A 23,300-nucleotide genomic window follows, 5' to 3' on the forward strand; every position below is an offset into this window, starting at 1 on the left:
CTGCGACTGCATTGCTCATTGTTCGTTCGCCTTCCTCTCGACCAGTGCGTAGATCATGGCGAGAACGCCTGCGATCAGTGCCATGACGATGGCGACCGCCGATGCGGGTCCGTCACCGCCCGGAGTCAGCGTGCCTTGGGAAGTGTTCATGGCCATCATCATTGGCGTATAGGTTTTGGAGATGCCCGGATCGGCGGTCTGCATGATCTGCGGTTCGTTGAATAGCTGGATTGTGCCGACGATGGACAGCAACATGGACAGCAGCGCCGCGGAACGCACGTTCGGCAGTTTGATGCGCATGGAGATCTGCCATCCACTTGCGCCATCAATGCGTGCGGCTTCGTACAGTTCGTGCGGAATCGCCTGCAGTGCGGCCAAGAAAATCAGCATGTTGTAGCCGGTGAACGTCCATGTGGTGATGTTTGCCATGGAAGCGAGCACAACGTTCTTGCTGAAGAAATCAACGTTTATTCCGATGGCCGCAAGACCTTTGACGATCGGCGAAATCTGACCGTTATACAGGTACACCCAAATGATGGATGCGACCACACCTGGAATGGCGTACGGCAGGAAGTAGCCGAGACGGAAACCCGTGATGTGCTTGACCACGAACGAATCGATGACCATCGCCAAAGCCAACGCGATGATGATCATCAGCGGCACCTGAATGAGGGTGTAAATCAGCACCCTGCCCACACCGGACCAGAAATTGCCGGACGTAAGCACGTACTCGAAATTCTGGAATCCTACGAATTTATTCACCAATTCGCCGCCGCCGTACGCGCCGCCGCCCTCGGTGACCTGACGGAAGAAGCTGGAATAGATGGCATAGAAAATCGGGATGATGAATACAATGGCGAACAGTATGCCGAATGGCGCCATGAACGCCCATCCTGTTCGATTCTCGCGGCGTTGCGCATCAGTGCGCTTTGGTTTCGCCGCTTGCGTTGTTGCAGTCATGATGTACCTATCTTTCGCATCGGATGCCATTCATCGTTGATGGCATCTTTCACAGTTCGAATCGCCGTATCCAAATCGTCATCACGGGAGAGGAGTGCCGGTTTCAGCCGCTCCGTCGAATCAGCTAGATCGATTCATAGGGAATATTCACAAGGAATATTTTCATAAGGAACGGTGTGGAGCCGTGTGTTGCGTTGGCTCCACACCGTCGTTGGAGGGGTTATGGAATCAGAGCGGGTGATCCCTGGTTCCATACGTCGATCACTTCGCTACGGACAGGCCGTAGTTCTTGAGGGTGTCGATGGAGGTCTGCTGTGCCACAGGGAACACGTCCGCCACCTTGCCGGAACCGTCGGCTGCCTTGTCGGCGGCTTCCTGCATAGCTGCGGAGACCGCGGAGTAGCCCGGCATGTAGTTGAATGCGACCATGTTGTCGTTGGCAGTAGCGAATTCCTTCATCACGTCTTGGCCGCCGTAGAATTCGTTCCAGGATTCAGGGGTCTTCGCGGTTTCGGTGCTGGCGGCCACAATCAGACCTTGGGAGGTCAGATCCTCAACCTGAGTGTTGAACCAGTCGAGGAATTCCATGGCTTCGGCCTTGTGCTCACAACCCTTGAGCACTGCGACGCCGGAACCACCGTCAGGGCCGGTGCTGGTGCCATTGCCGAACCAGTCACCGATCTGGGTGACACGCCAGTCACCCTTGCCGGTGTCTCCTGCGGAGTCCTTGAATAGCGGAGCCTCCCAAGCGGCGCCGATGTTGCCGATCAGCGTGCCATCCTGCAGGGATGCGTCGAACGACGGCACCCAACGCGGGTTGGTCAGCGTGGCCTTGTTGTCGATCAGTTCCTGGAAGGTTTCAGCAAAAGCCTGCGAACCGCTGCCGTTGGTGTTGACCACCCAAGCGTCATTCTTGACGGTGTACCACGGGTCGGAAGCATTTGCCAAACCTGCGAAGATGTTGCCGGCCTCATCGGCTTCGTAATCCATGATGTACTTGCCGGACGCGGCCGCGGTCTTTGCCGCTTCGATCAGCTCATCCTTGGTTTTGGGAACCTTGATGCCCAGCTCATCGAAAGCCTTCTGGTTGTAGAAGTACACAAGCGGGCCGGTATCTTGCGGCAGGCCGTAGGTCTTGCCATCAACCTGCATCATGGAATATGGGCCTTCGGCGAAGTCGCTTTTGTACTTCGCGGCCTCTTCGGTCACGTCTTCGAGCAAGCCCTTGGTGAACACCTCAGGCACTTCGGCGTAGCCGACCTGTGCAAGATCCGGAGCATTGCCGGCCTTGACGTCGGTTTCCAGCTTCTTGATCATATCTTGTGCGGCACCATCGAACTTGGTGGCCTTGACCTGAATGTTCGGATGATCCTTGTTCCACTTGGCAACAATGTCTTTGACCAAGGTCATGCCTTCGGAATCCGGAAGACGGTGCATGTACGTGAGGTTGACGACCTCCCCGGAATCCCCGCCGGTGCTGGCCGTATTGGAACCGCATCCTGCAAGACCCATGCACAGAGCCGCGAAAGAAGCTGCGCAAACCATCAAACGCTGAGTGTGGGATCGCATATCTCTCTCCTTCGTGAGATTATTCCGGCACCTCCTTGCACCGGATAGTCACAGCATACCTACGTAATCCTTTTTTGTCAAGTTTCCTTACATTTAAATCCGGCACGCGATTGCTATTCCACAAAAAAGCTGAAATTCCGCCATTTAGTAACAATCGTAAAGCAATCGCAATTCGAGGAAAAATGCCGTATACTCTTGTTTAGTAATCTTTATTGCCAATAAAAATTACATAACGCACTTGTATCGCCACAAACTACAATATGTATCGGCTCCACACAAGAAAGCGAGGACATCGTGAGCGGTACCCAAGCAAAGGCATCACCTTCCGACATTCGAATCAGCAATATCACCGCCGCATTCGAGCAGCTTTTCCCCGCAACGCAAATGTCGCGAGCCAATATCGGCAAACTCATCGGACTTTCGCGCTTCACCACCAGCGAAGTGACCGGCGAAATGGTCGACAATCGCATTCTGCGCGAACTCGGCCCCGACAATCGCGAAGGGCGCGGTAAACGTTCACAAGTGCTCGCCATCGACACCGATTTCTGGCGAATCGTCTCCGTCGACCTGTCGAATCCGATGCTCGTCAAAGGAGCGCTGGCGGATCTTTCCGGCAGAATCGTGGACCGCACCGAGCTTCCCGTCGACCATGGCTGCAGCGTCAATGACGTGATCGACCTCTGCAGGCAGCTCATCAGCTCAACGCCACTGCCGACCCTTGGCATCGGCATCGCGGTGACCGGCATTGTGGAACCCAACGGCGTGGTGCGCAAATCCGTGCACTTGGGGTGGAGCGAACTGCCGCTGAAAACCGAAGTGGAAAACGCCACCGGAGTGCCCGTGATCGTAGGCAACGACACCAATGCGGCACTTGTGGCGGAACGATTCTTCGGCGACTGCTCCCCCAATTCCATGCTCATCTCCATCGGGCGGGGCGTCGGCGCGGCATTATGCCTCAACGACGTCATCATCGAAGGAAGTTCCTTCACTGCCGGAGAAATCGCACACGTGGTGGTCGACCCGAACGGGCCAATCTGCGAATGCGGCAAACAGGGATGTCTCGAATCATTCGTTTCCGGTGACAGGTTGCAGCAACGCATCTCGCAGGATCCCGCCGCGCGTACGCATATTCTCACCGAAGCGGGCGCGTTGCTCGGGCGCGTCATGGCCATACCGGCAGGATTGTTGGATCTGCGCGACATTTCGGTATATGGTGCGCCGGAAATCGTCAATACTCAATTCATCGACGCGATGGAAAACGAAATCAGCCGCACCGTGACCACGGATTATCAGGAGGCGCCGCAAATTCACCGTTGCAGGCAAGGCGAGGATCTCACCCTGCGCGGACAGGCCACCATCGTGATCCGCACACTGGTACCGACGATCCACGAACGCGGCTCCCTCATCGGCGAAGCATAGCTCCGGACGCCTTAGCGCGACCCAAAACCTCCAGTCGGTGGAGGAAGCTACCCGCTAACAGACCTGCTAACGTCCAAAAACCTCCAGCCACCGGAAGAATCGCCCCGTCTGCAACTCTCCAAGCATCCATATTCCTCCAGTCGCTGGAAGAATCCGGACCGCAAAATACCCCCGTACTGTCCAAAAACCTCCAGTGAGCGGAGGAATCCTCCCGCTGACAGGCCTTTTATCGTCCAGATTGTTCCAGTGAGTGGAGAAACCCGGACGGGATGAGAGGCATGGAGACGAAAAGAATGAAAGGCCGCCTGCAGCGGATGGAGTGCTTCAGGCGGCCCTGGTTGTCGGAAAGGAAGGGGAATTTCAGTTATCGGGATTCAGGTTGGCCCGCCGGAGTCGCGGTTCCAGCAGTTCCAGCGGTTTCAGCCACGGCAACCGCCTCGACGGCTTCCACGGTCTGAGCGTCGTCGGCTTCGATCTCACCGTTGGCGAGCTTCACTTCGAGCTCCTTGACGATCTCATCGTGCATCTTCTCAGTGATCTTCACCTTGAACAGAAACACGATCAGGCTCAGGATGATGAGCACGAGCGGAATGTAGAAGGCGCAGATCTTGAAGATGTGGATGTTGGATGCGGTCATGTCGGCTGCGGTCGCATTGCCGGTCATGCCAGCGGCCACGGCGATGATGCCGACGATGCCGTTGGACATGGCGCCACCGATCTTGTCGAGCATCGGGCGGACGGACAGGGTGACGGCCTCGTTGCGCTTGCCGTTCTTGAGCTGGCCGTATTCGATGGAGTCGGTCAGCGACAGGATGGCGGTCATCTGAATGAGGGTACCCGGCACGTAGAAAAGCACCAGAGCCACGAACACCATGATGATGTTGTCGGAGAAGATGCCGAGCATCACATAGCCGGCGATCATGGAGATCATGCCACCGATGTACAGGTAACGGCGCGGAATGCGCTTGTTCAGGATCGGGTACAGCGGAGCCATAACCAAGCCTGCGACCAGTGCGATCACGCCGGTGAGGGAGTATGCGGCCTGGTTGTCGAGGATGAACTTGAACAGGAAGATCAGCACGCCGGTGGTGGCCACGTTGGCGATGGCGTACAGCAGGTAGCTCAAGGCAACCCACAGCAGCTGGTCGTTCTGGAAGATGGCCTTGAAGGCTTCGATCGGGTTGCCGTTCTTCTGGGCCTTGGAGCGCAGGGCGCTCTCGTTCTCCTTGGTGCCGAAGGCAACGGTCCATGCGGTCAAGAGGCCGAGCAGGCCGACGATAATACCGAAGCAGGTCCAGCCGGACTGGCTTTCGACGTACTTGCCGGTGAACACCCAGCTGAAGTAGGTGACGATCGGGATGACCACGACGGTGATGCCGTTGTAGCCGATGGAGCCGGTGAAGGAGCCGAGTGCGGTGTAGGTGGAGCGCTCGTGGGAGTCGGAACTCAATGCAGGGATCATACCCCAGTAGGAGATGTCACGCAGGGAGTAGAACACGTCGAGCACGACGAAGGTGATGACGAACAGTACGATGAACCACGTGGTGTTCACGTTCACCAAGCCGAACAGGCCGGTGTACACTAGCACGATCAGCACGGACGAAATCGCGCCGGCGAGGAACTGCCATGGGCGGAAACGGCCCCACTTGGTGGTGGTGTTGTCGATGATGTTGCCCAGCAGCGGGTCGATGAAGATCTCCGCGATACGGATCACCACGACCAGGCCGGTGATGATGCCGATCAGCTTGGTGGCGACGCCTTTATCGACACCAGCGAACAAGGAGCTCGTCACATAGACGACGAAGTAGGTGCTCAGTGCGTTATAGAACGCGGACTGGCCAAGGTTGCCGCACGCGTACGCTACGCGCTGGCCGAGCTTTCCGCAACGAGCCGTGCCGTTCGCAGTAGTGGTCGTATTGCTCATTATCTCTTCTCCTTAGAAGATTTTGATGAGATCACCCGTTGACCTCGAAAATTGAGTATACGTTGTTTACTATCAAAAGTAAAATTCCTTAGTAAACAAAGCCCCCAAACGGCGTGTCGCAATCGCAGTTCTTACGATTATCAAATACTGACATCTGCAATCATGATTACTACCGCCATTTGCCGTCACCTATCGCCATATAAGTAAATTCAGTTGCAAATAAAGCAACACGCAGATTTGCAATTTAAGTAAACAACGTTTACCATGCTAGCAAAAGAGTTTATTACTCTGAGTACACAAAAGTACACACCAACTAAACCTACATCAACAACGAAGTTATGTTTCGGAAACGAGGAAATCATGGCAGATAAGATCACCACCGCATCCGCCGCGTGGCTCACCGACCCCACGGTGTTCGCAGTGAATCGCACGCCGGCACATTCCAATCACGTAACCTTTTCTCACATTCCCGCGATCGGCGAGCCGAGCGATTTGAAGCAAAGCCTCGACGGCGAATGGCGCGTGGAAATGGTGCAGGCCTCCGACATCGATCTTGAGGAAGAGCCGTTCGCAGCCGAGGATTTCGACGATTCCGCTTTCGGCCGCATCGACGTGCCCTCCCACCTGCAGAACGCGGGATACATGAACCACAAGTACGTGAATATTCAGTACCCGTGGGACGGCCATGAGAATCCGCAGGAGCCGAACGTTCCCGAAACCAACCATGTGGCACTGTATCGCCGCACGTTCACCGTCGCCGAGCGTCTTGATACGGCCCGTCAAAATGGCGGCACCGTCAGCATCACGTTCCACGGCATGGCCACCGCGATCTACGTGTGGGTCAACGGCGTGTTCGTCGGCTACGGCGAAGACGGCTACACCCCGAACGAATTCGACATCACCGAAGCGCTGCACGACGGCGAAAACGTCGTGGCCGTCGCCTGCTACGAATACGCAAGCGCATCCTGGCTGGAAGATCAGGATTACTGGCGTTTGCACGGCCTGTTCCGTTCCGTGGAACTCGCCGCACAGCCGCATGTGCACATTGAAGATATGAAGGTCGAAGCGGATTGGAATCCGGAAACCGCCACCGGTTCGCTCGACGCGCTACTCGCGGTGCGCAATGCGAAGAATGCCGCCACCGTGTCGGCGACGCTGAAGGATTTGAGTGGCAATGTGGTGTGGGAAACCGCATTGGCCGCATCCGACGAAACCGGCATCGTTTCCGGCTCGTTGGACGTCAAGCCGTGGAGCGCCGAGAGCCCGGCACTGTACGAACTGCAAGTTGTGGTGATCGGCCATGATGGCGCGATCGTTGAAACCGCAACGCAGCGCGTCGGCTTCCGTCGCTTCCGCATCGAAGACGGCATCATGAAGCTCAACGGCAAGCGCGTGGTCTTCAAGGGCGCCGACCGCCACGAATTCGACGCGAAGCGCGGCCGCGCCATCACCAGGCAAGACATGATCGACGACATCACGTTCTGCAAGAGGCACAACATCAACGCCATCCGCACCTCGCACTACCCCAACCAGGAATACTGGTACGACCTGTGCGACGAATACGGCATCTACCTGATCGACGAAACCAATCTTGAAACGCACGGCAGCTGGTGCCTGCCGGGAGACGTGGTCACCGAGGATTCCGCCGTTCCGGGCAGCAAGCCCGAATGGGAGGGCGCGTGCGTGGACCGTGTGAACAGCATGATGAAGCGCGACTACAACCATGCTTCCGTAGTCATCTGGTCGCTTGGCAACGAATCGTATGCGGGAGACGTGTTCCGCGCGATGAGCGTCCACGTGCACGAACTCGACCCGAACCGACCAGTGCACTACGAGGGCGTGACCCACAATCGCAAGTATGACGACGTGACCGACATCGAAAGCCGCATGTACGCGCACGCCGACGAAATCGAGGAATATCTCAAGTCCGATCCGAAGAAGCCGTATATTTCCTGCGAATACATGCACGCCATGGGCAATTCCGTCGGCAACATGGACGAATACACGGCTTTGGAACGCTATCCGCAATATCAGGGCGGATTTATTTGGGATTTCATTGATCAGGCGATTCTTGTGCGCTTGCCCGATGGCGATGAACGTCTCTGCTACGGCGGCGATTTCGGCGACCGCCCGAGCGACTACGAGTTCTCTGGTGACGGCCTGCTGTTCGCCGATCGCACGCCGTCGCCAAAGGCGCAAGACGTCAAGCAGCTGTATGCCAACGTGCGCATTGTGCCGGGTGAAACCGGCGTTGAGATCGCGAATGACAATCTGTTCGTTTCCACCGCCGACTATGTGTTCGTTACGCGCGTGCTTGCGGATGGCGAGCCGGTATGGCAGGCCGAACAGCGTTTTGATGTGCCGGCTGGCGAAACCAAGCACTTCGATATTGAATGGCCGTTGGAGGCCTACCGAGGCCAAGCCAACGAGCTCACGCTCGAAGTGAGCCAACGCCTTGCCGCCGCGGAAGAGTGGGCGTCGAAGGGCTACGAGCTGTCGTTCGGCCAGACCGTGGTTGCAGGCTCCAAGCCGGTTGCTGCCAGCGAGACGAAGCCTGTTGACGGCATCGTGACCGTTGGCCGTTGGAATGCTGGCGTGCAGGGATCCGGTCGTGAGATTCTGCTGTCGCGTACGCAGGGCGGCATTGTTTCGTACACGCTTGACGGCCGTGAATTCGTGCTGCGCAAGCCCACGCTCACCACGTTCCGCGCGCTGACCGACAACGATCGCGGTGCAGGCCACGGTTACGACCGCGCGCAGTGGGTCGGCGCAGGCCGTTACGCCAAGTGCGTCAACAACACCATCGAACAGGTCAATGACGATACGCTGAAAGCCGTATACGAGTACGAGCTCGCCACTCCGCAGCGCACGCACGTCACCATCACGTATGTGGCAGACACCACCGGCAAGCTGCACTTGAGCGTCGACTATCCGGGTGAAACTCAGGAAGCCCCGACCATTCCGGCTTTCGGTTTGGAATGGACGCTGCCGGTCGAATACTCCAACCTGCGCTTCTACGGCCCCGGACCCGACGAAACCTACGCCGACCGCAAGCATGCCAAGCTGGGCATTTGGAACACCAACGCTTACGACGATCATGCGCCGTACCTCATGCCGCAGGAAACCGGCAACCATGAGGATGTGCGTTGGGCTGAGATCACGGATGATGCCGGTCATGGCATGCGTGTGAGCCGTCACGGCGAATCAGCGTTCGCGCTCAGCCTGCAGCCGTACAGCGCATTCATGTTGGAAGAAGCCCAGCATCAGGACGAACTGCCCGCTCCGAAGCACATGTTCCTGCGCGTACTCGCCGCGCAAATGGGCGTCGGCGGCGACGATTCCTGGATGAGCCCGGTGCACCCGCAGTACCACATTCCAGCCGATAAGCCGCTCCACTTGGATGTGGATATCGAGCTGATCTGACACGTTGGGGCATGCCGGTTGCCCCAACAATTACGGGGGGTCCGCGTATTCTGCGGACCCCCTGCTTGCGTTATTGCGTTACCGCGTTACCGCCAATTTGCATTGGCGCTCATTGCCTCATATCATGCTCACCGCTCACCGCTGCGGATAGGAATCCTCAAAGAAGCGACGCTCGAGATGCACGATGGTGCGGAACACGTCGGCCTCCGAGCCATCCACCGACGCATACTCGTTGACGAGCGCGATCAGGCGGCCCGTCCAGGCGCGGAAATAATCGCCCTCATGCAAATCAACCCAACCCTTGTGCGCCGGAATCTGCTGAACGACGCCAGCGTCGATGGTGCGCTTGGCCCAGGCAAGATAAATCCATTCCATGCAGCACAGCGCAGTAATGAGTTCTTCCCAAGTTCCCTGAACCAGCTTGGTCAGATATTCGCAATATTCACGATTTGCCGGAGTCTGCTCGGAATTATTGTATTCTTCGTCAGTAATTCCGTATTCCTTAAGGAATCCGGTAAAATATGTTGCTTCATTGTCAGCAAACCATTGCGATTGTTTCGCCAGCATATCTTTGGTTTCCTGACGCGGCGCAAGTTCAATCGCATGTGCCATGATGCCCTGATTAAAGAACTTGAAATCCTGAATTAAATAAGACTTCAAAATCGATTCTGGAAGTGTATCATCCAGCAATTCATTCACAAAACGCGAATTGATTGCCTGATTCCATTCGTCGGCCGCCGACATATACAGCTGATCGGCTACGGAACCCGGCTCGGCTCCCAACCACGCATAATCGCCGCTTGCGGACTGCGGCGCTTCCGGAACATGATTCATGGTCACAAGACCCCCTCGGTTAATGCGGCCAATGCAAACGCAACGCACATCTCCTCGCTCCGTTCCGCCGTGGCTCGCTGTGATGGCGCCATAATAGCCGCCGTTCCCAACGTACCGAACGCGCCACCGAAACGCAAGAAGCAGAACGCTTCCATGACAGCCATGACCGCACTCAATCTCGGCGAATCATTGCGCGAATTTGTTGAGGCGGCGATCGTAGGTCATGAGGCCGTTGAGCTCTTCTTCGACGTCGGAAACCTGCGTATACACGTAGCCCGCCAATCCGCGTGATTCCAACGATTCCGCCGAATCAAGCACGGAACGGACGGCAGTGCGCCAATCCTCAATCGAATCGTATTCACCGTAGCCGTACGCGCGCGAAACCGCAGCATGATCGGCAACCAACTGCGCCAATCCTCCGAATTCCGAAATCACGAACGCACGAACGCCATGCTGCGCAACCGGCAACACCGCGTAATGCGCGGCACGACGACGCCGCTTATGCCGCTTTTCATATTCGGCCACATACCCACGCAATGGCCCCTTATCCGGGTAGATTTCCAGCGGACGGAAGTAGTTGTGCACGCTGTGAAAATCGCCGCAACGCTGGTCGTACCAGCCACTCGTGGCGTCGATCGGGCGCGTCGGGTCAAGCGCATGAATGCGTTCCGCCGCATCGCACGCGTCGAACTGCCCCCACCCTTCGTTGAACAGCACCCACGTGACGATCGACGGGTGGCCGGCAAGCATGTGCACCATGGCATCGCAGGTGCGCGACCAGTCGCGGCGGTACGTCGAATCGTCGGCACCGAGCGCCGCGAAATGCTTCGCCGTGTCGTCGCGGTACTTGTTCCATGTGGCACGCATGAGCGTCGGCTTGCGGTTGGTGACCCACGCGTTGTATTCGCCGCCACCCGACACCGCGTCCTGCCATACCAGCATGCCGAGGCGGTCACAATGGTAGTACCAGCGCGCCGACTCGATTTTGATATGCTTGCGCAGCATAGTAAAGCCGGATTCCTTCATGGCGATTATGTCATGCACCAGCGCTTCATCACTCGGCGCGGTCAGCAGGCCGTCCGGCCAATAGCCCTGGTCGAGCACACCCTTGAGGAACACCGGCTTGCCATTGAGATGGAAGCGCGCGATACCCTTCAAATCAGGCTTAATCTCAACCGTGCGGAACGCGCAATACGAGCGCACAATATCTTGCTTTTCCTGCGATTTCGCGGGTTTCTCTTGAATTTCCTGCGATTCTTGCTGCAGCTTTTCCTGCTTTCCCTGCGATTTCGCCGCACCAAATTCCAGCGTCGCCGTCACGTCATACAAATACGGATCGTTCGGCGACCACAAGTGTTCGGCCCGCGTTGCGATTTCCGTGCGCACCTTGCGCATGCCAGCCGGCAGCAATTCGTCCGCGACGATCGTGCCGTCCGCGGGATCGGCTACGACGATATGCAGTTTGGCATTCGGCTTGTCTCCGCCGATTTCCGCGCGAATAAACAATCTGCCGTCGGCGGCGCCCTTCAGCGTAAGCGTCTGCACGTACGCTTCCGGCACGATCTCCATCCACACGCTCTGCCAAATGCCGCTTTGCGCGGTGTACCAAATCCCCTCGCGCTCGATTTTCTGCTTGCCGCGCATTTGCGTACCCGAATCGTTCGGATCGTACACGCACAACGCAATCTCGAAAGCATCATCGGGATCGACGAATGCCGAAATATCGACGTCAAACGGCAAATATCCCCCGACATGCATCCCTGCAAACTGCCCGTTGATAAAGCAGGCGCACACGTAATCGACCGCTTCGAAATGCAGCATCAAGCGGTTCGCATCGCCGATCTGCCGAACCGCTTCCCCTCCCCCAAGCGTCACGGGATGCACCACCGTGCGATACCAGATCATATTGTCTGGGTAAATCGTCTGATGCACGCCGGAAAGCGCGGATTCCGGGGAGAACGGCACCAAAATCTTGCCGTCGAACGTTTCGGGGATGGCCGCTTCCTTCACTGCCTGCACCGCTTCGTCACGGGTGAGCACAGCCGCGGATTTGCGCCATTTCGAGCCGTTGCCGCTTTCGGGAATGGATACGATCGCGTAATCCCAGAATCCGTTGAGCATGGTGTGATTGCCGCGCACCATGGTTGGGCGCGGATGCTCGTTCAGGATTGGCGTGCGGCCGTTTTCCAGTTTGCGTTCGCCGTCTTTTGCAGGGCAGAACGCCTTGTGGGCGTCGTTGGAAGACAGCCATTCGCCGGCGATCTGTTCGCCCCAAGGCGTCCACAACTGCTGCAGCGGCTCTTGGGAACGCATTTTCGTAGGCGCGGCTTTCAGCACTCGCTTGACGTCCAACATAAGAGCCTCCCTGCAGCATCGCATTTCCCTCAACTTCCCCATTGTAACGAGAGGAATGGCAAAGAGAAATAGCGATTGTTACGGATTTTGAAATCGATTCAATCCGGATTGCACTATAGATTTGTAAAATCGTATATAGAAAGTCGAATATTGCACATTAGATTTACAAGTCGGATTTGCAAAATCAGATATAAAAAGCCGGTGCAAGAACTTCGTAATTCCTTGCACCGGCAATCAGAACAACTCACCTTAGCGGCAAATCAGGCCAAATCAAGCCGAATCCCCAGGTGAATCAGCGAATCAGCCTTCCAGCTTGGCCTTTTCGGCGGCAAGACGGGCCGCCTCGGCCTCACGACGAGCCTTCAGCTCCGAATCGAAGCGAGCGAGCTCCTCTTCGACGGCCTCCGGCGGAATCTTCGCGAAAATCGGATGCGGCTTCGGCACTGCAGTGCCGGCCACGATCGGCTCGGAAGCCCACGGATGCACGGTTTCGCCCAGCTTGTAGTCGCCGGTGATGATCGGATACATGAAGCCCGGCTTGTCGAGATCCTCGACCTCTTCCAAGCGCGGCAACGGCGAGAACGTGCCTGTGCCGCCGAGAGCCTCCCACACCTTCTGCGCGGAATGCGGCAGGAACGGGGCCAGCAGGTGGTTCGCGTCGGACACGGCCTGGGCGGCAACGTGCAGCACGGTGCCGAGGCGAGCCGGATTGTCCTTGATCTTCCACGGTTCGGTGGCGGAAATGTACTTGTTGATGTCGCCGACCACGCGCATGGCTTCACTCAGCGCGTTCTTCTGGCGATGGTTCTCGATCAGCGAACCGACCGTGTCGAACGCGGCCTTGGTTTCGCTCAGCAGAGCGCGATCCTCATCGGTCATTTCGCTCTCATCGAGCGCCGGAATCTCACCGAAGTTCTTGTTCATCAGATTGGCCACACGGTTGACGAGGTTGCCCCAGGAAGCGGCAAGCTCCTCGTTGTTGTGGCGCACGAACTCAGCCCATGTGAAGTCGGAATCGGAGCTTTCCGGACCGGCCACGGAAATGTAGTAGCGCACGGCATCCACAGGGTAGCGGGCGAGAATGTCCTTCACATAAATGACGATGCCACGCGAAGACGAGAACTTCTTGCCTTCCATGGTCATGAATTCGGAAGCCACGACCTGCTCCGGCATGTTCAGCGGACCGAGCTTGCCGGTTTCGCCGCCCTTGGAGCCCTGACCGTTGTAGCCGAGCATTTCGGACGGCCAGATCTGGGAGTGGAACGTGATGTTGTCTTTGCCCATGAAGTAGTAGCCCGGGGTTTCCGGATCATTCCACCATGCGCGCCATGCTTCCGGATCGCCCTTGCGGCGAGCCCATTCGATGGATGCCGACAAGTAGCCGATCACCGCGTCGAACCACACGTACAGCTTCTTGTTCGGATTGTCGATCCAGCCGGCAACCGGAACGGGAATGCCCCAGTCGATGTCACGCGTGATGGCACGCGGCTTGACTTCCTTGAACAGGCCGATGGAGAAGTTGATGACGTTGGTACGCCAGCCTTCGCGGGTCTTCAGCCATGCGAGATTGGCTTCGGCGAGCGCCGGCAGGTCGAGGAAGAAGTGTTCGGTTTCCTCAAAGCGCGGGGTTTCGCCGTTGATTTTGGAAACGGGATTGATGAGCTCGTCCGGGTCGAGTTCGTTGCCGCAGGCGTCGCACTGGTCGCCGCGGGCACCGTCGGCACCGCAGATCGGGCAGGTGCCTTCGATGTAACGGTCAGGCAGGGTGCGGCCGGTGGACGGCGAGATGGCGACCTTCTGGGTGCCCTTATAAATGTAGCCGTTGGCGAGGCACTGCTTGAACAGTTCCTGCACCACCTGCTCGTGATTGCCGGTGGTGGTGCGGGTGAACAGGTCGTAGCTCAGGCCGAGATCGCACAGATCCTTGGCGATCACACGGTTGTAACGGTTGGCGAGCTCCTGTGCGCTGACGCCTTCCTTGTCGGCTTCCACCAGGATCGGGGTGCCGTGCTCGTCGGTGCCAGACACCATCAGCACGTCATTGCCCTTCATGCGCTCGTAGCGCGCGTATACGTCGGAGGGCACGCCGAATCCGGCGACGTGACCGATATGACGGGGGCCGTTAGCATACGGCCAAGCAACATTCACCAAAATATGACTCATGGTGCCCGATTATACAAAGCGCCATATCCCGCATTTTCCATGTATTTCGGTAGTTGGATTTTTATTGGAGGATGGACGTGCGATCATCGATTTCAATCGTTTGAAATAGTTTGCATCATAATTTGCATATCTGCCGATCTATCCACATTGTTGCATTACGTAACAATCATTTTCCACATATCCACAGATTTTCGGGGGCTGGTGGCGCAACGGAATTCGAATCCGCTACGGTACCGTCATGGACACTCCACCACCCCTTCTGGGCAACGATGACCTTCCGGGCCCGATGTGCCTGAACCTGCTGGCCTCATCCGGCGCGCTGTGCAAGCTCGACAGCGCGAACGCCTATTCATGCCACGATTCGGACACGTTGTACGGGCGGTCCTGCATCATCGCGACATTGCTGCCGAGCCGGTCCGTGGCATGTTCACGCACCGCCGCATGGGTTTGGCTAGGCGGCACCTTCCCCGAATCCATCGACATTATCGCGAAAGCCCACTATCGAGCGCTACGTTACGGCCGTAAAATCAACGTTTTCAACCGTCTCGCACCAAACGAACACACCATCAAAGTCGGTCCGATCATCGTGACCACGCCTGTTCGCACCGCATGCGATCTCGCATTGAACTGCACCCCCGAAAGCGAATCGTTGGTTTCCGAAATCATCTGCATGCTCATGCAGGAATTTCATTTCCGCTCCAACGATTGCATGCAAATCATGCAGGAGACGAAGCATATTCGCAACGCGCCACAGGCGCGCAACTACATTCTTGCGATCGACGGAAGAAGCGACGAATATGAGCGCAGCGCATAGCAGGCATAAGGCGCGGCGCGCGACGCACGCCGACAGGATAGGTGCCGACAGAGCAAACGGATTCCGCAGACTGCTCGGAATCCAAGAAAAACGCAGGCCACGGACGCATCGCGAGACGCATCGGGATGCGCGGAATCTCGCACACCGTGCACAGCGGACGCGCCGCGAACCGCCGCCATACCAGCCCAAACCGCGGCCGAAACCGCTGGTGGATCCGCCGTCTCCCCCAATTCCATTGACGCCGCTGGTGGCGTGCAGTCCGGACACACCGCAGGACGTGCTATGGCATATCGCGGAATACGCGCCGCAACTGCGCAAATGGCTGGTCGCCAATCCTTCCGCAACACCGGCGATGTTGGACTATCTTGCGCAAGTCGGCGGGCCGGACGTGGCCCGCGCCCTGCAAATACTGCTGGAATCGTTGGAATCGTGCGGATCGCAAGCATGCAGCTAACACTTGCGCGACGGGCAATCGCACGATAGGCAATCGCCGGACGGTAACTAATATGGACTCACTGCTTCATCGCAAGAACCGCATTGTAGACCTGCTTGCGATTGGCAAGCGAGCCGTCCGCAAGGGGATGCTCGGCAACGACCTGCGAAATCGCGTCTTTGATGCGCAGATTGTCTTCCTGCGCACGGTCGATCGACAGCACCGCCAAGTCTTCGACGCTCAACGATGCGGGGGCAGCAGCGTCAGCCTCCTCTTCGGAAGCGCCGGCAACGACCAACACCATTTCGCCGCGCGGCGGCTCGTCGATCACGCTCTGGCGAATCTGCGCGATGGTTCCGCGACGGATCTGCTCAAAATCCTTGGTAAGTTCACGGCAAAGCGCCATCTTGCGGTTCGGACCGAACACGTCAAGCAGGTCGGCCATGGAATCGTCGATGCGATGCAGGGTTTCGTAAAACACGATGGTGCGGCGTTCAGAACGCAGGGTACGCAGGTATTGCACGCGTTCGGAATGCTTGCGCGGCAGGAATCCTTCATAGCAGAAGCGGTCGGTGGGCAGTCCTGAAAGGCACAGCGCGTCCAGCACTGCGGACGGGCCGGGAGCGCAGGTGACGGGCAGGCCACGTTCGATGGCGCGACGCACGATCGCGAGGCCCGGATCGTTGATGGTCGGCATGCCCGCGTCGGACACGACCAGCACGGTAGCGCCGGTTTCCACCTGATCGAGCAGACCGTCGGACTTGTCTCGCTCGTTGTGATCGTGGTAGGCCACCACGCGGCCGTTCACGTGCACGCCGAGACGGTTGGCGAGCGCGTAGAGACGGCGGGTGTCTTCGGCGGCCACGATGTCGGCGCGTTCCAGGAGCGCAATGAGGCGTGCGGAGGCGTCGGCCGTGTTGCCGATCGGCGTGGCAGCCATCACCACCGTGCCTTGCGGAACGTCGGTTCCGCACACGAGGGCGTCAAGCCCCGTACCAGACTGTTCTGTTCCAGACTGTTCCGCCGCTGTCGGCGATTCTGCCATCTCCGCCGTATTCACCATTCCCGCAGTTCCCGTTACTTCTGCCGTATTCGCACTCAACTCATTCAGTTTCAAGTCCAACGTCTCATTCATGCGTTCCATGCCTTCAGCCTATCCAACGCAAAGGAAAACAGCCCTCCCCGCGTCCTAAACCCCCAATCGCTGGAACAATCCGGACACAAAACAGACCCTCAGCGGGGTGATTCCCCCACCCACTGGAACAATCACCCCGCTTACAGCCCCAGTAACGTCCCAAAACATCCAGACATTGGAACAATTCGGACGCCAACAGGCTTAAAAACGTCCTGATTCTTCCAGTGACTGGAAGAATCCGCCCTCCTACAAGACTAAAAGCGGGCAGATTCCTCCACCGACTGGAAGAATCCGCCCGCAAACGCATGTTTACACCGCGCACACGTACTTACCTCGTGTACATACGTGGCAGCGAATCGGCCATGCGTATGAAGCTGTTGCGCGCGAAAGCGTTGAAATCGCGCGCATACGGCGATTCCGGCAGCGGAGTGCCATATGCGCCCGTGCCGGCAGCGCCCGAATCATTGCCCCAGACCGCCGGATATGCGCCGGTCACGGCATGCACGTCGGAATCCGTATCGGGGGTAATCACCTTGCTGGTTTCGTTTTGATGACCGAACATGGAGAATTTTCCGGCCGCCGCATGCAACGCTTCGAGCAGCGCCCGCGATTGCCGATTCAGATTCCCATCAACCGATTGCGCAAGATTTTCCGCCACGATTCACACTCCCTTGTATTTGCCGTATTCGCCTAGTCTTGCATTGCCCCAACCGCTCTCGCATTGCCTTACTGCTGTTTCCACGCTATCTTCCGCGCCATCGAAACACACTTTCGTACCGTCAACATGCGCGATTCGTGTTCAGCGGCCCCACTATTTGATTTGTTGACCTCACGATTCCGTTTTTCGCCGCCTTTTTTCAAATCGTGAGGTCACCAAATCAAAATCATGAGGTCACCCCCCCCCAAAAAAAAAACCAAAATCGTAAGGTCACAACGCCAAATCACAATGAGCGATACGCGATATACCGGATATATCGCATACTCTAAAGCCAAACAGCCAAACGCCAAACACCACCAAACCAAAATCACCCACCGCAGTTGGCACTTTGCGTCCGTTTGTGCAGATTTGCCAACCGTCGGGCATTACTAGGCGCCGCATTAGAGGGCCACTGGTAGGCTGACATTGGTTCCGCGAGGCCAACCCACACAAGGCAGCCTGAACCACTTAATTTTGGACGTTTAGATGTAAGGTACTCACAGAGAGCATTTCATGGGAATTATCAACTTCTTCATTAATCTGCTCAAGGATCCGCGCACGGCGATCGCCAGCTGGATCTCCATGGGCGTCGCCCCCACGCTTGGTTTCATCTTCCTGATTGTGTTCGTCGAAACCGGCGTCGTGTTCTTCCCGTTCCTGCCGGGCGACTCCCTGCTGTTCGCCGCCGGCTTCTTCGCCGCGCCCGACGCCCAGACCGGCGTTTCCGCACTACCGCTGTTCGCGCTGCTGCCCGTGGTCTGGTGCGCTCCGATCATCGGCGACCAGTGCAACTACTGGATCGGCCACTTCTTCGGCCGTCGCATCATCGAATCCGGCAGAGTCAAGGCTATGACCCCCGAACGCCTCGCCAAAACCGAAGGCATGATCGAAAAGTGGGGCCCGCTCGCCGTGTTCCTCGGCCGTTTCTTCCCGTTCATCCGCACGTTCATGCCGTTCATTTCCGGCATTTCCGGCATGCGTTGGAGCCGTTTCACCCCGTTCTCCGTGCTCGGCGGCCTGTGCTGGTCCACCCTGTTCACGCTGCTCGGCTACTTCTTCGGCGGCATTCCGGCCGTGCAGAAGCATTTCGAACTGGTCATCATTGCGATTCTCGTGCTGTCGCTGATTCCTACCTTCGTCGGCTTGCTCAAAGCAAAGTTCGACAAAAAGAAGGCTGATACCGCGACCGCGGAAGCCTGATCTTACGTTTTCTCCTTTTCTTGCGATTGCGGTGTCTTTCGATTTTTCGGAAGGCACCGTTTTCGTATGCTTTCGCATGCTTTTCCTGCAAGGGATATTCCGCAACACGCGAATCTCGCAGATTGCATTCGTACAGACTTCGTACTAGAATCGCGAGAGTTGTCTTGCTTAGCGTGTTGCTAGACATGACTTGGGGCCGTAGCTCAGTTGGTAGAGCGCTTCGTTCGCATCGAAGAGGTCGCGGTTTCGACTACCGTCGGCTCCACTAAGCCCGCTGCATTCATTCCACCGCAGCGGGCTTTTTCTTTTCCTAGCCACCAGACAAATCTGCCATACGTAAGCGAGATGGGGCGAAAAATCAGACCTGGGATACGCGCTGACGCACGAAAGCGTCGAGCGAGGCCGCGTCAATGCCCTCGTAGCCCTTGATCGAGGCGAACTGCGGGCCGTTGGAATTGTCGATCTGCATGAACCCGGTCTGGCCGATCGTCGTCGCGCCGGAGGCGACGGCCGAACGCAGGCCCGACATGGAATCCTCAATCGCAATGCAGTACTTCATATCTTCCGGAGCGATACCCAAGCGACGACCCGCCTCCAAATACGGGGCCGGAGACGGCTTCTTCTCAACATCATCATCGCCGCACACGTAGCCCGCAAACGCGCCAGCCGGCGCTTGGACAACCAGATTCTCCGCAAGATGACGCGGCGACGTGGTGACCAGCGTCGAAGGAACGCCAGCGTCACGCAGCGCGACAAGCACGTCTTCCACGCCTTCGATCCACGGAATGCGCTCGAATTCCTTTTGGGCGACGTAATCGATCATGCCCTGGCCGATCTCTTCAATCGACAGCTGGCAACCATGCTCCACCATGCGACGGGCCACATCCGGAACCGGCGTGCCCGAACCCTGCCAGGCGAGCTCCTCATCCCAATATCCGCCATGCGCGGCTGCGATTTTCATCTCACCCTCATGCCAATACGGTTCGGAATCGATCAGCGTGCCGTCCATATCCCAGAACACGGCCTTGATCATCAGGTTCGTCTCGGTCATGATGTTCCTTCCCTACGACCGTCGGACGCGGAGCACCGGATTTCCGGGCAGCGCCGTCCATCGCGACTTCCACTGCCATTTCAGCAGAGCGGCAAGACGGCAGCATTCGCGAGTCGCGGCAAAACGGCAGACAACAAACAGGCATACAAGCGAGGCAAACGAAAAGCGCCCGGACGGTCCTCCATCCGAGCGCTTCCCATATCGACGCAATACTTCGCGCCTACGTATTCGCAAAATCATCCGATTTTTTTCACGAATTATCGGCAACCCCCATCGCTATAATCCATGAAATTCGAAAATTTCACTTGTATCGGGAGATTTGAAATTCACTCTCCCTGATTTTCACTGTTTTCCACAGCGGTTTCAGCGGCCTTTTCCGCATTTTCCGCCTTCCAGCGAGCGATGCAACGTTCCACGCGCTTGTATCCGATGATCTTCGGATCAAGCCCGGCCTCGCGGAAAATCGCGGCAGGCGAGCCACCTTCGGCATACCTGCGCATGCAATCATCGCGAAACTCCTTGGAGTAACAAATACGATACTGGGTGACCGATTCCACGGCATCCAGAGACCCGAGATACTTGCGGGTCTTAGCTGTGAACGCAACTCTTGGCACTGTACGCTCCTAACCTTTCCTGTTCTCGCCGCATATCTTACCCCCTCCTCCATGATTATTCATGGGCAAAGAGAACTATCTTTCACCGAAGCACCTTGACGACCGGAAGAATGACAGTTAGAACGCGGATACTCAACATTATTTCCCACAACGACGACATCGTCGCAGGAAGCAATGCATTTGGTAAAACTATATAACAAAACAGGCACATCTGTTGCCAGATATGCCTGTTTTTGAATTTTTTTTCAATGTTTTCTGAAAATCAGTCAATCCCCCAAAGCACGATAGACCTAGAAATCGGCTGAGCAACGGGTTTACCCCTCTCAATCCCCTCGTTTTCGCCTGCGACACCCCCACCGCGCGTGTCGTACGCATCAGCCGCGACACGCGCGGCCTCCACGGACTCGCGCGACGGCAGCTGACGGGCGTCGACCTGAATCTGCCGACGCCACATGCGAGCGCGGCGGGAACGTTCGATTTCCACAATGTCACCGTCCGCATCGGCCGCGAACACGCTGGAACCGGCCGGCCGGCGCAATCGCTCGACTTGCCGGCGCAGCTCGCGGTTCTCCTCTTCCAAGGAAAGGATCCGCGCGATGCCAGCCAGGTTGATGCCTTCTTCCTGACTCAGCTGCTGCGCTTTCGCAAGGCGCGAGATGTCTCGCAGCGAATACCGGCGAGCGCCACCGTCCGTGCGTTGCGGCACCACCAGCCCCAAACGATCGTATTGGCGGAGCGTCTGCGGATGCACGTTGGCGAGTTCGCCGGCGCGACCGACCGTGAACATCGGCAGTTCGATGTCGAAACCAACTTCATCCGCCCCGTCCAGATCGGCCCTGCCGGCCACGATCGCCATTGCGCACATGTCGTACAGCATTTTGGCCTGCCGCGCCGCACGGGCTTGGGAGGTCCGGGATGCGCGTGCCATGGCAATCAGCGCTCCTTGGCAAGTTCGTCAGCGAAATCGCCGCACTCCTTGTCGAATTCCTTTGCCGCATGCTTGACTTTCAGGCTCGGCTTGTCGGGAATGCGGATTTGCACACGCCCGATCAGATCGCCGTCGCCCTGCCTGTTGGCCACGCCCCTGCCGGAGATGCGCACTTCGGTGCCGCTGGACGAGCCTGCCGGCACTTTGAAGGTGACTTCGTTGCCGTCGATATCCTGTGCGGTCACTTTCGCGCCCGCCACAGCCTGACCGACGGTGATTGGCAGATCCATGATGATGTCACGCTTGCGCAGGCTGAATTTCGGATCTTCGGCAACGTTGATCTGCAGGTACAGATCGCCGTTTTTTCCGCCGTTACGACCCGGCTTGCCCTTGCCTGGAATACGGATTTTCTGCCCGTCACGCACGCCCGCTGGAACATGCGTCTTGAACTTTTTTCCGTCGGCAGACAGTGAAACCGTTGCCCCCTTGACCGACTGGCGGAAAGTCAGATTGATCTTGGAATTGCGGTCTTCGCCATCTTCCGGCTGCGCAGCCTGCTCGTAGCTGCCCCCGTAGGGGTTGCCAGCCCCGGCAGGGCCACCAGCGCCGCCACCGAACATCGAGAAAATATCGTTGATATTCGGATTGCCGCCACCGGTCTGGAAGCGGATGCGCGAGCCATTGCCGCCCGTGCCATACGCTCCAGCGCCAGCGCCAGCGCCGAACATCGAGCCGAAAATGTCGGAGAATGCCCCCGCGTCGAATCCGCCCGCACCGGAGCCGCCGGCGAAGCGCGCGCCGCCCATGCCGAACTGACGGATGGCGTCGTACTTCTGGCGGTTGTCTTTGTTGCTGAGCACGTCGTACGCTTCGGAAATGTCTTTGAACTTTTCCTCCGCTTCCTTGGTCTTGTTCAGATCAGGATGGTACTTGCGCGCCAGCTTGCGGTACGCTTTGGTAATCTCATCGTCCGTGGCGTCTTTGGAGACACCGAGGACCTTGTAGAAATCCTTGCTCAGCCATTCATTCTCAGCCATGATGTGCCTCCTTTCACGAGGTTGCTGATGTCAAATGCCTGTTGTTGTTGAAATCGCTGTCACTGCGCTAGCTCTGCGGGGACGCCACGACCACGCGAGCCGCGCGAATCACGCGGTCGCCGATACGGTAGCCGGCTTCCACCACGGTGTCGACGGTTTCCTTCTCGGCCTGCGGATCCGGCTTGTGCAGGATCGCGTCATGCTTGGTCGGGTCGAAATCCTCGCCTTTTTCGCCGAACTTCTCGACGCCGAACTTTTCGAACGCCTTGTCGATTTTGGCGGAAACGGCTTTGAAGGATTCGTCCATTTCGCTGTGTTCGCGAATGCGATCGATGTCATCAAGTGCCGGCAGCAGTGCGGTCAGCACGTCGATGATGCCGTGCTGACGGAAGCGTTCCTGCTCCTTCTGCGAACGATTGCGGAAGTTGATGAATTCCGCACGTTCGCGCTGAAGGGCTTCCAAGTATTCCGCCGCTTCCTTCTTGGCCTGGCCAAGCGGAGTCAGCGTATCTTCACCATCTTGCGTCGCACCATCCGCAGCATCGCCGTTTTCTTGCGATTCGGAAGATGCTGCGTTCGCTGCAGTTGCTGCAGAATCTGCAGAATCGGAAGTTGCACTTGCTGCAGAATCGCCATTATTCTGCGATTCCTGCGATGCACCGGCTGCAGGGGCGGCCTGCCCGGACAGGTTGTCCATGTCGGGCAGGTCGTTCAGATATTCGTCCTTGTTGAAGTCGGACATGA

18 protein-coding genes and 1 tRNA gene are annotated in these 23,300 nt (G+C 57.5%); 6 read left to right on the plus strand and 13 right to left on the minus strand.

What is annotated here, in order from left to right; all coding sequences use genetic code 11:
* Positions 1 to 15 precede the first annotated feature (15 nt).
* On the minus strand, positions 16 to 960 hold the full coding sequence (locus tag BBPC_RS08510) for a carbohydrate ABC transporter permease (protein ID WP_033524415.1): 945 nt from the start codon (positions 958 to 960) through the stop codon (positions 16 to 18).
* Between the two features lie 261 nt (positions 961 to 1,221).
* Positions 1,222 to 2,529, minus strand: a complete 1,308-nt coding sequence (locus tag BBPC_RS08515) for an ABC transporter substrate-binding protein (protein ID WP_033524410.1) — start codon at positions 2,527 to 2,529, stop codon at positions 1,222 to 1,224.
* 294 nt (positions 2,530 to 2,823) lie between these two features.
* On the opposite strand from BBPC_RS08515, the gene BBPC_RS08520 reads away from it, so the two are divergent.
* Positions 2,824 to 3,948 carry an ROK family protein gene (locus BBPC_RS08520; protein ID WP_004223481.1) on the plus strand — a complete coding sequence of 375 codons (1,125 nt, stop codon included), beginning with the start codon at positions 2,824 to 2,826 and terminating at the stop codon, positions 3,946 to 3,948.
* 364 nt (positions 3,949 to 4,312) lie between these two features.
* On the opposite strand, the gene BBPC_RS08525 is transcribed toward BBPC_RS08520, so the two are convergent.
* The gene (locus tag BBPC_RS08525; RefSeq protein WP_004223483.1) at positions 4,313 to 5,872 is read right to left on the minus strand and encodes a glycoside-pentoside-hexuronide (GPH):cation symporter; all 1,560 of its coding nucleotides are present in this window, start codon (positions 5,870 to 5,872) and stop codon (positions 4,313 to 4,315) included.
* A gap of 360 nt (positions 5,873 to 6,232) precedes the next feature.
* Between BBPC_RS08525 and BBPC_RS08530 the strand changes: the two genes are divergently transcribed.
* Positions 6,233 to 9,295, plus strand: a complete 3,063-nt coding sequence (locus tag BBPC_RS08530) for a glycoside hydrolase family 2 TIM barrel-domain containing protein (RefSeq protein ID WP_034878388.1) — start codon at positions 6,233 to 6,235, stop codon at positions 9,293 to 9,295.
* A gap of 135 nt (positions 9,296 to 9,430) precedes the next feature.
* Here the strand turns inward: BBPC_RS08530 and BBPC_RS08535 are convergent, their stop codons facing one another.
* The 3 genes from BBPC_RS08535 to metG all read right to left on the minus strand — a co-directional run bounded on the left by BBPC_RS08535 (position 9,431) and on the right by metG (position 14,647).
* Complete coding sequence (locus BBPC_RS08535; RefSeq protein ID WP_004223487.1) at positions 9,431 to 10,129, minus strand: TenA family protein; 699 nt, start codon at positions 10,127 to 10,129, stop codon at positions 9,431 to 9,433.
* Between the two features lie 186 nt (positions 10,130 to 10,315).
* The gene (locus BBPC_RS08540; protein WP_033524388.1) at positions 10,316 to 12,484 is read right to left on the minus strand and encodes a glycoside hydrolase family 2 protein; all 2,169 of its coding nucleotides are present in this window, start codon (positions 12,482 to 12,484) and stop codon (positions 10,316 to 10,318) included.
* Between the two features lie 300 nt (positions 12,485 to 12,784).
* Entirely contained in the window at positions 12,785 to 14,647 is a 1,863-nt protein-coding gene (metG, locus tag BBPC_RS08545; protein WP_004223494.1) for a methionine--tRNA ligase, read from the minus strand.
* Between the two features lie 238 nt (positions 14,648 to 14,885).
* Between metG and BBPC_RS08550 the strand changes: the two genes are divergently transcribed.
* Entirely contained in the window at positions 14,886 to 15,461 is a 576-nt protein-coding gene (locus tag BBPC_RS08550; protein WP_004223501.1) for a hypothetical protein, read from the plus strand.
* Between the two features lie 247 nt (positions 15,462 to 15,708).
* Positions 15,709 to 15,915 (plus strand): variant leucine-rich repeat-containing protein, encoded by a 207-nt coding sequence (locus BBPC_RS08555; RefSeq protein ID WP_226557191.1) that lies wholly within the window; start codon positions 15,709 to 15,711, stop codon positions 15,913 to 15,915.
* A gap of 58 nt (positions 15,916 to 15,973) precedes the next feature.
* Here the strand turns inward: BBPC_RS08555 and rsmI are convergent, their stop codons facing one another.
* A complete protein-coding gene (gene rsmI, locus BBPC_RS08560; protein WP_047749780.1) occupies positions 15,974 to 16,939 on the minus strand; it encodes a 16S rRNA (cytidine(1402)-2'-O)-methyltransferase in 966 nt (321 codons plus the stop codon).
* A 418-nt stretch (positions 16,940 to 17,357) separates the two neighbouring features.
* Entirely contained in the window at positions 17,358 to 17,687 is a 330-nt protein-coding gene (locus BBPC_RS08565) for a hypothetical protein (protein ID WP_004223505.1), read from the minus strand.
* A gap of 552 nt (positions 17,688 to 18,239) precedes the next feature.
* Here BBPC_RS08565 and BBPC_RS08570 point away from each other — a divergent pair.
* A complete protein-coding gene (locus BBPC_RS08570) occupies positions 18,240 to 18,926 on the plus strand; it encodes a DedA family protein (RefSeq protein WP_004223512.1) in 687 nt (228 codons plus the stop codon).
* Positions 18,927 to 19,118: 192 nt separating this feature from the next.
* Positions 19,119 to 19,191: transfer RNA gene (locus tag BBPC_RS08575), tRNA-Ala, on the plus strand.
* A 93-nt stretch (positions 19,192 to 19,284) separates the two neighbouring features.
* Here BBPC_RS08575 and BBPC_RS08580 read toward each other — a convergent pair.
* From BBPC_RS08580 to grpE, 5 genes are all read right to left on the minus strand, one after another.
* Entirely contained in the window at positions 19,285 to 19,977 is a 693-nt protein-coding gene (locus BBPC_RS08580; RefSeq protein WP_004223515.1) for an HAD family hydrolase, read from the minus strand.
* Positions 19,978 to 20,303: 326 nt separating this feature from the next.
* Entirely contained in the window at positions 20,304 to 20,591 is a 288-nt protein-coding gene (locus tag BBPC_RS08585) for a hypothetical protein (RefSeq protein ID WP_004223516.1), read from the minus strand.
* A gap of 262 nt (positions 20,592 to 20,853) precedes the next feature.
* The gene (locus BBPC_RS08590) at positions 20,854 to 21,519 is read right to left on the minus strand and encodes a heat shock protein transcriptional repressor HspR (RefSeq protein WP_004223520.1); all 666 of its coding nucleotides are present in this window, start codon (positions 21,517 to 21,519) and stop codon (positions 20,854 to 20,856) included.
* A gap of 5 nt (positions 21,520 to 21,524) precedes the next feature.
* Positions 21,525 to 22,556 carry a DnaJ C-terminal domain-containing protein gene (locus BBPC_RS08595; protein ID WP_004223522.1) on the minus strand — a complete coding sequence of 344 codons (1,032 nt, stop codon included), beginning with the start codon at positions 22,554 to 22,556 and terminating at the stop codon, positions 21,525 to 21,527.
* A gap of 67 nt (positions 22,557 to 22,623) precedes the next feature.
* Positions 22,624 to 23,298, minus strand: a complete 675-nt coding sequence (gene grpE, locus BBPC_RS08600; protein ID WP_004223525.1) for a nucleotide exchange factor GrpE — start codon at positions 23,296 to 23,298, stop codon at positions 22,624 to 22,626.
* Between the last annotated feature and the right edge of the window lie 2 nt (positions 23,299 to 23,300).

Origin of the sequence: Bifidobacterium pseudocatenulatum DSM 20438 = JCM 1200 = LMG 10505 (genome assembly GCF_001025215.1) — a bacterium.
GTDB lineage: Bacteria > Actinomycetota > Actinomycetes > Actinomycetales > Bifidobacteriaceae > Bifidobacterium > Bifidobacterium pseudocatenulatum.